Annotated in this window: 11 protein-coding genes; 8 read left to right on the plus strand and 3 right to left on the minus strand. The window is 46.2% G+C overall.

Going from position 1 to position 13,661, the window contains the following annotated elements; translation table 11 throughout:
* Positions 1-109 precede the first annotated feature (109 nt).
* Entirely contained in the window at positions 110-1,969 is a 1,860-nt protein-coding gene (locus ACR32F_RS11010) for an adenine deaminase (RefSeq protein ID WP_440118743.1), read from the plus strand.
* A 387-nt stretch (positions 1,970-2,356) separates the two neighbouring features.
* Positions 2,357-3,274: a hypothetical protein gene (locus tag ACR32F_RS11015; protein WP_440118744.1), complete on the plus strand. Its 918-nt coding sequence runs from the start codon at positions 2,357-2,359 to the stop codon at positions 3,272-3,274.
* A gap of 201 nt (positions 3,275-3,475) precedes the next feature.
* Here ACR32F_RS11015 and ACR32F_RS11020 read toward each other — a convergent pair whose 3' ends face one another.
* Positions 3,476-4,390 carry an AraC family transcriptional regulator gene (locus ACR32F_RS11020; RefSeq protein WP_440118745.1) on the minus strand — a complete coding sequence of 305 codons (915 nt, stop codon included), beginning with the start codon at positions 4,388-4,390 and terminating at the stop codon, positions 3,476-3,478.
* Between the two features lie 172 nt (positions 4,391-4,562).
* On the opposite strand from ACR32F_RS11020, the gene yicI reads away from it, so the two are divergent.
* The 3 genes from yicI to ACR32F_RS11035 all read left to right on the plus strand — a co-directional run bounded on the left by yicI (position 4,563) and on the right by ACR32F_RS11035 (position 9,634).
* Positions 4,563-6,881 (plus strand): alpha-xylosidase, encoded by a 2,319-nt coding sequence (gene yicI / locus ACR32F_RS11025; RefSeq protein ID WP_440118746.1) that lies wholly within the window; start codon positions 4,563-4,565, stop codon positions 6,879-6,881.
* Positions 6,882-7,025: 144 nt separating this feature from the next.
* The gene (locus tag ACR32F_RS11030) at positions 7,026-8,045 is read left to right on the plus strand and encodes a phosphotransferase family protein (protein WP_440118747.1); all 1,020 of its coding nucleotides are present in this window, start codon (positions 7,026-7,028) and stop codon (positions 8,043-8,045) included.
* A 287-nt stretch (positions 8,046-8,332) separates the two neighbouring features.
* Positions 8,333-9,634 (plus strand): MFS transporter, encoded by a 1,302-nt coding sequence (locus ACR32F_RS11035; RefSeq protein ID WP_440118748.1) that lies wholly within the window; start codon positions 8,333-8,335, stop codon positions 9,632-9,634.
* A 94-nt stretch (positions 9,635-9,728) separates the two neighbouring features.
* Here the strand turns inward: ACR32F_RS11035 and ACR32F_RS11040 are convergent, their stop codons facing one another.
* Positions 9,729-11,054 carry an MFS transporter gene (locus ACR32F_RS11040; RefSeq protein WP_440118749.1) on the minus strand — a complete coding sequence of 442 codons (1,326 nt, stop codon included), beginning with the start codon at positions 11,052-11,054 and terminating at the stop codon, positions 9,729-9,731.
* A gap of 30 nt (positions 11,055-11,084) precedes the next feature.
* The gene (locus ACR32F_RS11045; protein ID WP_440118750.1) at positions 11,085-11,513 is read right to left on the minus strand and encodes a MarR family winged helix-turn-helix transcriptional regulator; all 429 of its coding nucleotides are present in this window, start codon (positions 11,511-11,513) and stop codon (positions 11,085-11,087) included.
* A gap of 279 nt (positions 11,514-11,792) precedes the next feature.
* On the opposite strand from ACR32F_RS11045, the gene ACR32F_RS11050 reads away from it, so the two are divergent.
* The 3 genes from ACR32F_RS11050 to ACR32F_RS11060 all read left to right on the plus strand — a co-directional run bounded on the left by ACR32F_RS11050 (position 11,793) and on the right by ACR32F_RS11060 (position 13,638).
* Positions 11,793-12,266, plus strand: coding sequence for an RbsD/FucU family protein (locus ACR32F_RS11050; protein WP_440118751.1), 474 nt, complete (start codon positions 11,793-11,795; stop codon positions 12,264-12,266).
* A gap of 199 nt (positions 12,267-12,465) precedes the next feature.
* A complete protein-coding gene (locus ACR32F_RS11055; protein WP_440118752.1) occupies positions 12,466-12,963 on the plus strand; it encodes a GNAT family N-acetyltransferase in 498 nt (165 codons plus the stop codon).
* Between the two features lie 51 nt (positions 12,964-13,014).
* The gene (locus tag ACR32F_RS11060; protein ID WP_440118753.1) at positions 13,015-13,638 is read left to right on the plus strand and encodes a TraX family protein; all 624 of its coding nucleotides are present in this window, start codon (positions 13,015-13,017) and stop codon (positions 13,636-13,638) included.
* Positions 13,639-13,661 lie beyond the last annotated feature (23 nt).

Genomic DNA, 13,661 nt, shown 5'->3' on the forward strand with positions numbered 1-13,661 from the left:
TGTTCAGGCACAATTGGTGTGAATTTTCTTTACACAACGAATCTAGGCTCATATAATCGTAACAATATATTTTTTTCGGTTCGTTTATTTTAATGAAGGAGGCAACAACATGAACACAACATCTTTTGAACGGCCAATAATGGCGGATTGCGTACCGGATCTGGTCGCTACAGCACGAGGGGACTTGCCTGCGACATTGGTCATTCGGGGCGGAACGCTGGTTAATGTAATATCGGGTGAAATTTTGCCAGGAATGTCTATAGCGGTACAGGGAGCTCGGATAGCTTATGTTGGCAAAGATGTAAGTCATACAATCGGAGAACATACACGTATCATCGAAGCGGAAGGCAAATATATTGCTCCAGGTTTGCTGGATGGACACTGCCACATTGAAAGTACTCAGATGAAGGTAACCGAGTTTGCGAGAGCGGTATTGCCATCGGGTACAACGGGTGGTTTTTTTGACCCTCATGAGATTTCCAATGTACTTGGACTCAAGGGCCTGCGACTGATGCTGGATGAAGCACGGACCACACCAATGGCTGCTTACATGCAAGTGGCTTCGTGTGTTCCTTCTACACATCCGGGACTGGAGACGACAGGTGCTTATATCGGACCGGAAGAAGTGGCTGAAGCCCTCTCTTGGGGACCTGATATGATTGGCCTTGGTGAAGTGATGAACTTCCCAGGGGTGGTTTATGGAGACGAGACGATGATCGGTGAGATCCAGGCGACCCTTCGGGCAGGGAAGGTGGCTGACGGCCACTTCACCTGGGCAGCGGATGACTGGCGTCTGCCAGCCTACGCGGCAAGTGGCGTTACAGGAGATCATGAATGTGTTACGAAGGAAGACGTGGTGGAACGTCTGCGACTGGGCATGTATGCCAAAATGCGTCAGGGATCAGCCTGGCATGATGTGGCGGAGACGATCAAAGCATGTACCGAGCTTGGCTTGGATACACGCCGTATGATGCTGGTGACCGATGACCGGAGCTCGGAGTCACTGCTCAAGGAAGGGCACATGGACTTTGTCGTGCGCCTGGCCATTTCCCAAGGCGTGAAGCCGGTCACGGCTTTCCAGATGGCAACTATCAATACGGCTGAGCGTTTCGGGGTTGCGCGTGATATTGGTGCCGTTATTCCGGGGAATATCGCAGATATTATTTTGCTGGATGGCCGCTTGGCTGATGTTCGTGTAGGCATGACAATTGCTGCCGGACATGTTGTGTCAGAGAACGGTAAAATGACGGCGGTCTGGGACAGCTTCACGTATCCGGAAGAAGCGCTGAACACAGTGAAGCTGGAGGCCAATATCCAGCCGAAGGATATGGAATTGTCTGCGCCGATTACAGAAGGTACGATTGGAGCAAAAGTCATTCATGTCACGGAGAACCATGTGGATACGAAGGAAAAGCATGTGCAAGTCACCGTGGAAAATGGCAATGTCGTCATTTCAACGTCAGGGGAAATCTGCAAGATCGCTGTGCTGGAGCGTCACAAACAAACAGGGAATCGTGCTGTTGCTCTGGTTGGAGGCATTGGTTTCACATGTCCTGCAGCCATTGCTATGACCGTTGCGCATGATAGCCACAATCTGCTGATTATCGGTAATGATGATACACTGATGGCGGAAGCAGGTAACCGTGTAATTCGTATGCAAGGCGGGGTAGCCGTCGTGACCTCTTCCGGTGTGACGGAATTCCCGCTGCGGATTGCGGGCTTGATGTCAACAGAGCCGTTCGAAGAGGTTGCAGTCCAATCGGCTGCGATCAGCGAAGCGTTGCAATCCGCAGGCTGTACGTTGAATAATGCGTTTATGACACTGTCCCTGCTCGCGCTGGTCGTCATTCCGGAACTGCGTTTGTCCGACAAGGGGCTGGTACGTATTTCGGCAGAAGGCATTGAACTGGTATCTTTGTTTGATGAGAGTGTGGACAATACACCGGCTGCTCCAACTGGAAACGAATAAACTAAAATCAGCAACGGTTCATCACTGAAATAAATAAAATCAAAGTCGCCTGAGGGCGTCTTTTTTTTGTGTTTTTATAAGAAAACGCTTTCTAGGTCTTCTGGAGGTTGTGGTTTATATGCAAATAATGACTGAAGTCATGAGGAAAGAAGGGTTAAATTAAAATGTTTTTCATATTTGAGACTTTAGAACTATAAATACAAAAGTGTGAACACCCGAAATAATGTTATATGATTCTTTTGTCGTAAGTCTTAGAGATGATATTGCATATAAAAGCATGTGAATAGTCGTACTCTTAGAAATCATCCATTAAATGAATATAAAACGACATGATTTCATCCGGATTTGCACGTCAGTGCTGCATAACATCAGAGGGAGTGTATAAATATGAAAAGCAAAAGGGGCTATCGTTTGTTCTTGTTGATCAGTTGTGTAATCCTGTTTGTGGGGAATGTCTATTCCTCCAAAGCGGTTGCAATTGGTTCGGTCGACAGTTACGAAACCATTCATGGAGACATACAGGGGCCAGTAAGAGCAACTTGGGTATGGGATACAACGCAGATTCAGAGCCATCCTGAGGATGTGCTGAAGTTTGCCACAGCGAACAAGATGAATACGATCTATCTGCAAATCAATCGCGATGTAAAGATTCCTGAGTATAAAAGTTTTATTCGTCAAGCCAGAGCGAAGAACATCGCCGTCGACGTGATGGATGGAAGGTCCGCCTGGGGGCTGACGGAGAGCCGGGATCAGATCGCATCGTTCCTGGACTGGATTGAAATGTATCAGGATGAGGCGTTACCCAATGAGAAATTTGCTGGCATCCATCTGGATATTGAACCCCATGTGCATCCACAGTGGAAAACCAATCAGGCCAGTGTAATCACACAGTGGCAGGGGAACGTTCAATATATTGTCGATCGGGCGGCACGGATGAAGATGCCGGTAGCGGCTGACCTGCCTTTTTGGCTGGATAACTATAAAATTCCGGGTTCCACGATGGCAGTGAGCAGCTGGATGATCCGCAAGTTTGATTCCATCACCATTATGGCGTACCGTGATACCGCTGCTGCTATCTATAATGTAGCGAAGGATGAGCTTGTAGAAGCGGCATTGCTGGGCAAGACGATATCTATTGCCGTGGAAACCAAACAGAGCAAGGAAGGTGATTTCATTACATTCTATGAAGAGGGTTCAGCGTACATGGAAGCACAGCTCAAGCTCGTAGAGAAAATGGCTGATGCACACTCATCCTTCAACGGTTTTTCGGTGCATGAGTATACTTCCTGGAAGACGTTGAGATAATGAATGGTAGAGAGTTAAGCTGTTACGCTGCATAACAGCAAATCAAGGTGATTCATTCCATACGCAGTATGTTAAAGAAGGTGCTTACAGCCTACCAGCTGAGGCACCTTCTTCTTTGGCGTTTGAACCACCAGGTGGAGACAAGGAAAGCGGCCTAGGAGGATGACCTTCAAGAGAGCTCTCCATCCTGGGCCGTCTCTGTTAGATCAGGGCAGGCTCCATGGCCACTTTCTCATAAAACATTTTGCGATACTGCGACGGGGTTGTATTCTTGTGTTTCTTAAATGTCGTGATGAAATAACTCAGGTGCTCGAAGCCCACATCCATGGCGATATTCACAATTTTGTGATCGGTATTCTCAAGCTGGATACAGGCCTGCTGGATACGGTAATAGTTGATGTAGTCCACAGGACTTTTCTGTACCATCTGTTTGAAAAAACGGCAGAAGTGTCCCTCGCTCATATTGGCTTCATCCGCCAGTTCTTTCAGTTTCAGAGATTCAGGGTAACGTTTGTGGATATAACCGAGTACTGATTTCAGACGCTCTACCTTATCATGGCTGCCTGTAGTGAGAGTGCCTTTAAGTGAAGCAGGTCGCATATGTTCAAACATTCGTGCAAATATGAGATACAGGTAAGCTTTCGTTGTCATCTCACACGTTTCCGACCCAGTGGCATGATCCACAAATATTCGGTTCAAAAAATGAATAATCTCTTGCCCCCAATCCTCGTCTGCCTTGATATGACAAGGTGGAATCACGGTTTTGCGCACCAGTGGACCGATGAATTTCTCCTGTACCGTATCGAAGGTGCGGCTGCCGAGCAGCTCTGGATTAAACACAATGGACGAAAAAACGCAGGGAACATCGCCCTTCAAGTAGCCTGCATGAATCTCGCCCCGGTTGATGAAAATCGCTTCCCCAGCTTGAACCTCAACGGTGTTCATATCAATCTGAAAAACGGCACAGCCTTGTGTCACCATGGTGAACTCCATCTCATCATGCCAGTGGCAATCGAGAATGCTGTCGCCATTCAATTGCTGAATATCTGGATATACGCTGACTGGATACATGGCATTGCCGTGAATCCGGTCTTCTCGTAATCGTTCACGTTCCATATTCAAGTCCCCTTCTGTATCATTATTAATGTAATCGTTTCCATAGATTGGCGTTGATGTTCAAGAATCGGATGTATAATATCAAAATCGTGATATATTTGGTCAAAATATGAGAAGAAATTCATGATTAATATCAATATTATTATAGTATAACCGAAGGGGGAAAGAAAACATGAAATTTACTGATGGATTCTGGATGACTCGTGAAGGGTACCACATTCAAAACCCGACTGACATTCGTGATATTGTGCAAAAAGAGGATTCTTTGACCGTATATGCGGCAACTAAATATATTCGCACCAAAGGCGACACTTTGAACGGTACATTGCTTAAAGCAACGTACAGCTCACCTATGCCTAACGTTATTCGTGTAACGTTGAATCATCATAAGGGCAGAGTGAAAAAAGGGCCTGAATTTGAGCTTAACCATCAAGATGCGAAAGTGGACATCTCGAAAAATGAACAAGGCGCTGTTTTGAAAAGCGGCAATCTGGAAGTTCAAATCGACAAAACGAACGGATGGGATGTCAGCTTCCTGTATGGAGGAAAACGGATTACAGGTAGCGGTCAAAGAGCGGCTGGTTATATTACAGGTGCGAGTAAGGAAGCGTACTTCCGCGAGCAGCTTGATCTCGGCATTGGTGAATACGTTTACGGACTCGGTGAGCGCTTCACGCCGTTTGTTAAGAATGGCCAAGTGGTTGAAACTTGGAATGAGGACGGCGGTACAAGCAGCGAGCAGTCCTATAAGAACATTCCGTTCTATTTGTCCAATAAAGGATATGGCGTATTTGTAAACCATCCTGAACGCGTATCGTATGAGATTGCATCTGAGAATGTATCTAAAGTGCAGTTCAGCGTAGAAGGAGAGACTTTGGAATACTTCATTATCGGCGGTGACAATCCCAAGGATGTACTTGATAATTATACTAAATTAACAGGTAAACCAGCGCTTCCACCGGCATGGACGTTTGGTCTGTGGCTGACAACATCATTTACAACGGATTATGATGAAGCAACGGTTAACCATTTCGTAGATGGCATGGCTGAACGTGATCTTCCGCTTTCTGTATTCCATTTTGACTGCTTCTGGATGAAGGAATACCAATGGTCTGATTTCGTATGGGATGAAGCGATGTTCCCGGATCCGGAAGGCATGCTTCGCCGTTTGAAAGACAAGGGTCTTAAAATATGTGCTTGGATCAATCCTTATATTGCAGAAAAATCCTACTTGTTCGATGAAGGTATGGAGAACGGTTATCTGGTAAAAACAGCGGATGGAAGCGTATGGCAATGGGATATGTGGCAAGCAGGTATGGCTCTGGTTGATTTTACCAATCCGGATGCTGTGAATTGGTATAAGAGTAAGCTGGAAGTCTTGCTTGATCAAGGTGTTGATTCATTCAAGACAGACTTCGGTGAAAGGATTCCGACAGATGTCGTGTACTTCGATGGCTCTGATCCGATTAAAATGCACAACTATTATACACAGCTCTATAACAAAGCTGTATTTGAATTGCTCGAAGACAAGATCGGCAAAAACGAAGCTGCCCTGTTTGCACGCTCTGCAACAGCAGGTGGTCAACAGTTCCCGGTTCACTGGGGCGGAGACTGCTCTTCTACGTATGAATCCATGGCTGAATCACTTCGAGGCGGCCTCTCGCTTGGACTTTCTGGTTTCGGATTCTGGAGCCATGATATCAGCGGCTTTGAAAGTACAGCGAGCCCTGACGTATACAAACGCTGGGTACAATTCGGACTTTTATCTTCTCACAGCCGCCTACACGGAAGCACTTCGTATCGTGTGCCTTGGTTGTTTGACGAGGAATCCGTGGACGTTGTTCGTGACTTTACCAAACTCAAAATCAGTCTGATGCCGTACCTTTACAATTCTGCGGTGGAGTCCACTGTAAAAGGTATTCCGATGATGCGCGCTATGCTGCTGGATTTCCCAGAGGATCCAACAACATACAGCCTGGATACTCAATACATGTTTGGTGATTCCATTCTGGTCGCTCCAATCTTCAATAAGGAGGGTGATGTGCGTTACTACCTGCCTGAAGGCACTTGGACGAACTATCTGACAGGAGCGAAAGTACAAGGTGGACGCTGGATCAGTGAAAACCATGACTTCAAAACACTGCCAATGATGATCAAGCCAAACAGTCTGATCGCTGTAGGTGCTGTGGATAACAAACCGGATTATGACTTTGCGGATGATGTGTCCTTGCACTTGTTCGAACTGGCTGATGGTCAAACGACTCAAGCTGTTGTGGTGAACCAAGGTGCTGAGGAGGAACTTACTGTGCATGTATCCCGTAAGGGCTCTGTGCTGGAAGTTCGTACTGAAGGTGCGGGCAAACCATGGAATCTCGTGCTGCGTGGCATTGAGAGTGTATCCAGCGTAGAGGGTGGTTCCCAAGCGTCGGGTGCAAATGGTGTTGTCGTTACGGCAGCAGCAGGTGTAAGCTCGCTTACCATACAACTATAGGTGTAATAGGATAACAAATGGACGGTACCGCAAGGTGCCGTCTGTTTGTCTATTGTCGCGCCATAGAAGATATGGTTTTAGCAAAGAAATGGTAGTATCATTTCATTACTAGTTGTCAGATATAGATAGGAGAGATCAAATATAATGAACACAACAAATACGGGTTTGCACTGCACGATTACATCTGAGATGCTGCATCATCTGGTGGAGAATACCTTTGGAACCGCTACCAAAGTAAAGAGCTTTGGTCTTCTGCAAGGTGGACTTTTTAATACAACCTATCGGATTCAGCTTGAATATGCATCATATACCGATGTGATTTTGCGGTTGGCTCCAGAGCGGGGAGAAATGCCAGCCGGTTCTGGGAGTGATCCACTTTTTTCGTTCGAACGCACGATGATGGCGGCTGAACCTATCGTTTACGAATATTACCGGAAGGCAGGCATTCCTGCTCCAAACATGATTGCCTGTGATGACAGCGGATTAATCATTGCGAGAACGTACATGTTTATGGAGTTTATCCCCAGTAAGCAGCTGGATCATTCATCGATTTCGGAGGCGGAGAAAGAGCGCTTATATCATCAGCTTGGGGTCTATACTGCTGTCATGCACCAGATTCAAGGAGCATCCTTTGGTTGGCCGCAAGGCGATGGTATGATTAAAGGCTCGGAACACTGGTCCGAGGTGCTGCACTCTTTTGCTGAAGAAACGGCAGCCAAAGCGGCACAAGTTGAATACATGCCAGGTGTGGGGAAAGAAATCACAGATATTTTCATCCAACATAAAGACTTATTTAATCAGGTGACTGTACCGGTTCTTGTTCACAATGATTTGTGGGAAGCAAACGTGCTTGTCCATGAGGACAACGGTGAGCTAAGTATTGCCGCCATTATTGATGGAGATCGTTCCATGTTTGCCGACAGGGAATTTGAGGCTATTCTCTCGACAGAATCCGCTTCGTTTCACGAAGGGTATGGTCGGCCACTCGATCAGTCCGATGAGGGACAGGCACGCCGGCTTGCCTACCGATTACTTTCATCTTACTTCAACGCATATGTCCATGAACATCAGGTTAATCAGCCTGAAGCAGGCCAGAAATATCACGAGCGTACATTGAATTTATTGAAACAATGGAAACAACTCAAACTTAACTATACCAGTTGAACTAAACATTTACACGAGAACGTAGAGGACAGAAATAAGCTGGAGAAGCGAAGCGTTCGCCTTTATCCCCAGATTTTCACCTTTATATAAGTGAATCAAAAAAATCTGGGGATAACAGCGATCGGAAGATTATTCTGTCATCGGAGTGGCAAGTGTAAATATTCTGTGGTTCAACTGATATAGTCAGTAGGAGGGTAAGTGACCTTTTTTACATATGCCGTATATTCAACCACAGAACAACCCACAATAACGTTGTTGCTTTCTGATTCTGTAAAGGTGGTTGAGGTATGAAAGATAAAAAATGGGACCTCGTCGCACTTGCGTCCATCCCGGTAATTATGACACTGGGCAATTCTATGCTTATACCCATCCTTCCGCAAATTGAGCGTGAACTGAAGGTCTCCTCTTTCAAAGTAAGCATGCTCATTACGGTGTATGCCGTTGTTGCCATCCTGCTCATTCCGCTCGCGGGATACTTGTCTGACCGGTTTGGCAGGAAAGCAGTCATTATCCCCAGCCTGATCATTGCGGCCGCAGGGGGTGCGGTAGCTGGCGGTGCAGCATGGCTCTTGTCGGGTAGTGCAGCGTACTGGACCATTCTTGGTGGCAGGCTGCTGCAGGGGATTGGGGCGGCGGGGGCGTTTCCAATTGTGATCCCATTGGTTGGTGACATGTTCGATGATGAAGACCAGGTGAGTAAAAGTCTGGGGATTATTGAGACATCGAATACTTTCGGCAAGGTGTTAAGTCCCATTTTGGGTGCAGTGCTGGCTATCTGGTTATGGTATTTGCCTTTTATGGCAATCCCTGTACTCTGTGCGCTGTCTTTGGTATTGGTTATTTTTCTGGTGAAAACACCCAAGAAAACGGAAGAACCTCCGAGTTTCACTGAGTTTGTTGCCTCCGTACGAAGTGTATTGAAGGAAAAAGGACGCTGGCTATATGCCCTGTTTGCGATCGGCGGCATTTGCATGTTTGTTCTCTTTGGTGTGCTCTTTTATCTATCGGAGACATTGGAGACAGAATTCAAGCTCGAAGGTGTACTCAAAGGACTGGTGCTTGCCATTCCCCTAGCTGCTCTGTGTTTATCCTCATTTCTTGCAGGGAAGTGGATTGGAAAGAACAAGATACGGATGAAGTGGCTAGGCTTTATCGGGCTTGCCATTTTGGCTGTATCGCTTGGCGTTATCGGGCTTTTTGATCATATATACGTGGTTGTGGGTTTATTCACCCTTGGAGGCGCAGGTATAGGAGCAACGCTGCCATGTCTGGATGCATTGGTAACTGAAGGGGTGGACAAAAAACACCGTGGCACAATTACGGCACTGTTCAGTAGCATGCGTTTCATCGGGGTTTCTCTCGGGCCTCCGGTCGTGTCATTGTTGATGGGGTCTCATCATTTTATTCTCTTCGGTGTTCTTGCAGCGTCGGGTGTGGTTGGAGGGTTGCTGACACTGTTGGCAGTCAAGCCAGACAAAGGCAATCAGCCAACATCAGGCAGTGGTCAAAACCATCGAGAGCATGACTATGATGATGTGAAATCGAATCGTGAGTATGTACCAGGACGGAGAAAGAAAAGTCCATTTTGATTTCAGGCATGAAAAAACGCGTTTACTCACGGGAGGCAGACTTTTTCCTCACGGAGTAAACGCGTTCTATTGAATTGTTGATATATAAGATGGATCAATCCGTTTTATTCGGCTTAGCGGGTCTATCGTTTTCCGTTTCACTTTCAGTGTTCGTAAGCTGATTTTTATCTTGTGCAGCAATATGTGTATGTGCGAGTATCGGATGGGCCACTACAGCAAAACTTCCACTCCGTTTCCCCTGAATCAGATAGATCAGCAGAAAAAGAATCATGAACATGACCGAGTAACGATACATATCTGTATAACTGGTTATCGAAGCAATGGCTCCAAGCAGAAGAGCTCCAGTAGCAATTCCCAAATCCAGCGAGTTCAAAAACATACCGTTCGCCATACCACGCTGCGAAGGAGATACGATCTGAATCATCCAGGTTTGCAGGGAGGACTGCATGGAGCCATATCCGATCCCGTATATGAATGCAGCCACAAACAAAATGGACATGGAAGTGGCGAATGAGAGAATGATTAGTCCAGCCGCTATGAAAATTGCCCCGGGAATCAGCAGCGCCTTTGGACCCTTACTGTCATAGATTCGCCCTGCAAAAGGTCTGACCAGCAACACAGCGATGGCGTTGAACAAAAAGAACAGTGCAGGGTTGGGCAGATTAGCTTCCTTGCCATATAACACGATAAAACCGACAAGTCCGCCATAGGTGATGGACATTAAACAATTCAACACACTCGGAAGGATGAGCTTTCGGTTGAATGGAGTCTTTTCCTTGGTGCCAGACAACGTAGCAGCTTTAACTGCAGGAGTCCGAACCGAGTCGGTACCTACTCTGGCAGCTTTTTTGCGTGTCAGGGTATAACTGAGCGGGTAGATAACGGTAATGACACCTGCCGTACATAACATGAGTGTGACGAAGCCTGCGCCCTGAAGTAATGTAACCCCAATAATCGGACCCATGGACATAGCGAGACTTGTGGACAGGCCGAAGTAGCCCATGCCTTCCCCCATCCTTTTTACAGGTACAATATCCGAGGCCATAGTGGGAAAAGCTGTGCTGCTCATACCGAACCCGATACCAAACAACATCCGTAGCAATAACAGTACAGCAATACCGGCAGCAAAATAATACCCGAGTGTAGCCAGAAGGGCTACGGACAGGCCGATATAGATCATGGCATTGCGCAGGCCTTTCTCCAGCGCTTTCGCAGAATATAGCCGGGCTGCAATCGCGCTTAGCGCAAACAGACAGGTGAAGAGACTGACTTCAAACGCATTGGCGTGAAAACGTTCCTGCACATAGGAAGGAAGCGGTGAAACAATCATGTGAAGCTGCAGGAAGAGCAGGAAGTTACATAACATTAGAAGAATAAAATCGGTGGTCCATAGTTTGACATGCGAGGTTTGTGCTTTCATTATTTTTCATTCCCCCTGGTGTAAAGTTCGTTAGAGATTGCTGTTCATGAGGGAAAGAGTATGTTTAAATGCTTGCATCTGGTCTTCGGGAATACCTTCAGTAAGTCCTTTATTCATTTCTCTTTCGAGCGGAACGAGCGTATTTAGCAAGACTTTGCCTTCTTCGGTCAGATAGAGTAAGTAGGCTCTGCGATCCTGCTCACTGGTCCGGCGATCAACCCAGCCTTTCTTTTCCAGCAAATCAATAATTCGTGCAGTCGTTGGCTGGTCTTTGTAGACGCGAGCGGCGACCTCCTTCTGATTTACGCCTTCACCTCTGCCAATATTGAAGAGAACAGAGAATTGCTCTGTAGTAATATCATAGGGTTTGAAACGGATCGATAACAATGCCGCCGCTTTACGGTGTGTCAGACCGAGCATAAATCCAATGGACTGTTCGAGCGAGTAGTCGATTTCCATAAACGTCCTCCCTTTCTGAAATGGAATAGTTTTGTTTCAATTAATTGTTATAACAACTATAAGTCAAACAACTAATTTTGTCAAAATGGATTATGAACCAGAATTTTGCGAAATGATGATACGTCATAATGGAAAATGGAATAATGTTCATGCAACCATTGGAAAATGCTGATAAAATAGAGATACCGCTGTATTCGCGTAGGTTGGACATAGGATAGTGGAGGTAACGAAGACGAATCTGCTCCAACTGATCGTGGAGCTGACTGAGGAGAGCTGAGTATGCTTAAGAACATTCCCGCAATAATACCTCCAGAACTACTGAAGATCATGTCCGAAATGGGGCATGGTGATGAACTGGTACTGGCCGATGCTAATTTCCCCGCAGCCAGTCATGCCAAGCGGCTTGTCCGTTGTGATGCTGTGGGTACAGTGCAGCTGTTGGAGGCGATTCTGAGTTTGTATCCGTTGGATACATACGCTGAGCATCCAGTAGCGGTTATGCAGGTGGTCAAGGGAGATCATGTAGTACCAATCATCTGGGAAGACTACCGAAGGCTAATCCATGAACATGAAGGCATCACGGATGCCTTTGATCATGAAGAGCGTTTCGCGTTTTATGAGAGGGCTTCCCGTGCCTATGCGATCATAGCAACTGGTGAGCGTGCGCAGTATGCCAATCTGATTTTGAAAAAAGGGGTTATTTTCCCCGATTCAGCTCTGTATACGCATGAACAACAAGTTGAATTGAAATGAAACAAAATGATGGCGACGGAGCAGTGGATGCTTCGCTCGCCTTATTGCTTTTTCCAACGATAGGGCTGATTTTCAACCCTTCCAATGAAACATACTGATAAGGTTGGATTATCGAAATATATTACAAACTTTGATCCAGATGATGAATGGGGTAATGGCTCTGTGTACATTACAATAGAGGTAAAGGAGCTGAAGCGAGATGGAGTATCGGATCAGATCTGCGTCGCTTGACGATGTTAACGAAGTAGCCAGGCTGTTCAACGAATATAGAATGTTTTACAATCAAAGCACAGACATCCAGGCTGCTAGCCAATATATAAGAGAACGAATAAAACGCAATGAATCCGTCATATTGATTGCTGAAGCAGAACAGGATATTTCTCAACCGTATGATGGTAGCTTTGGGGATAGGCAAGTAACCAGAAATTTAGCCGGATTTGTGCAGATATATCCCAGCTTTAGCTCGGTGTCTATGAGGCCGATATGGGTGCTAAATGATCTGTATGTGGATTCGGAGCAGCGCCATAGAGGGGTTGCGCGTAAGTTGCTGCGAGCAGCAAGACAGATGGGATATGAGAGCGGTGTTCTCCGAATATCACTATCTACTGCGGTAAGTAACAAGAAGGCTCAGTCATTATATGAGTCGGAAGGGTACGTGCAAGACACCGATTTCATGTATTATGAACTGCATGTCTGAGAAGGGAATCAAATCCCTTTAAGCCAGGAAAAGCAGGAGGAATTAGCGAAAATGATGCAGTGGATCGCCATGATCACCATGCTGATCGATCATATAGGAGCCGCCTTTTTTCCACATGTGGGTGAGCTTCGAATTATAGGACGTATTGCTTTTCCAATCTATGCTTTTGCGGTTTATATCGGTTATAAACACACACGCAACGTGCCCAAATACATATGGCGCCTGTTCTGGATTGCGATGATCTCTCAATTGCCATTCATGGCTGCCTTTAACCATACTTCACTGAATGTTGTGTGGACATTATGGTCATCTCTGCTTGTACTGCTTGTGCTCGATAAATTGCCGGTCCGTATCTTGGGAATTCCGATTGTGATTGGGGCAGGGTTGTTCATGGAGGTTACCCATATGGATTATGGCATGTATGGCCTTCTTTTGGTATTGTTGTTCCGTTATTTCCAAGGCCCGGTACTTGTTATGGCACATGTGCTCTTAAATGCGTTATATATTTTGCTGCACAGCAGTTCTGTTCAAATGTATAGCGTGGTAGCAACCGCAGGCATTGCCATTGCACAGTATCACAATGCAGGCTTCCGTATGAAGGGGCCACGTTGGATTTGGCGTTATTTTTATCCTGCCCATTTGGCGGTTATTGTTTTGATCCGTTGGACTTCATAGGCTTATAAACATATAAAGAAGCC

Source organism: Paenibacillus hebaui, assembly GCF_051934385.1.
Lineage (GTDB): Bacteria > Bacillota > Bacilli > Paenibacillales > Paenibacillaceae > Paenibacillus.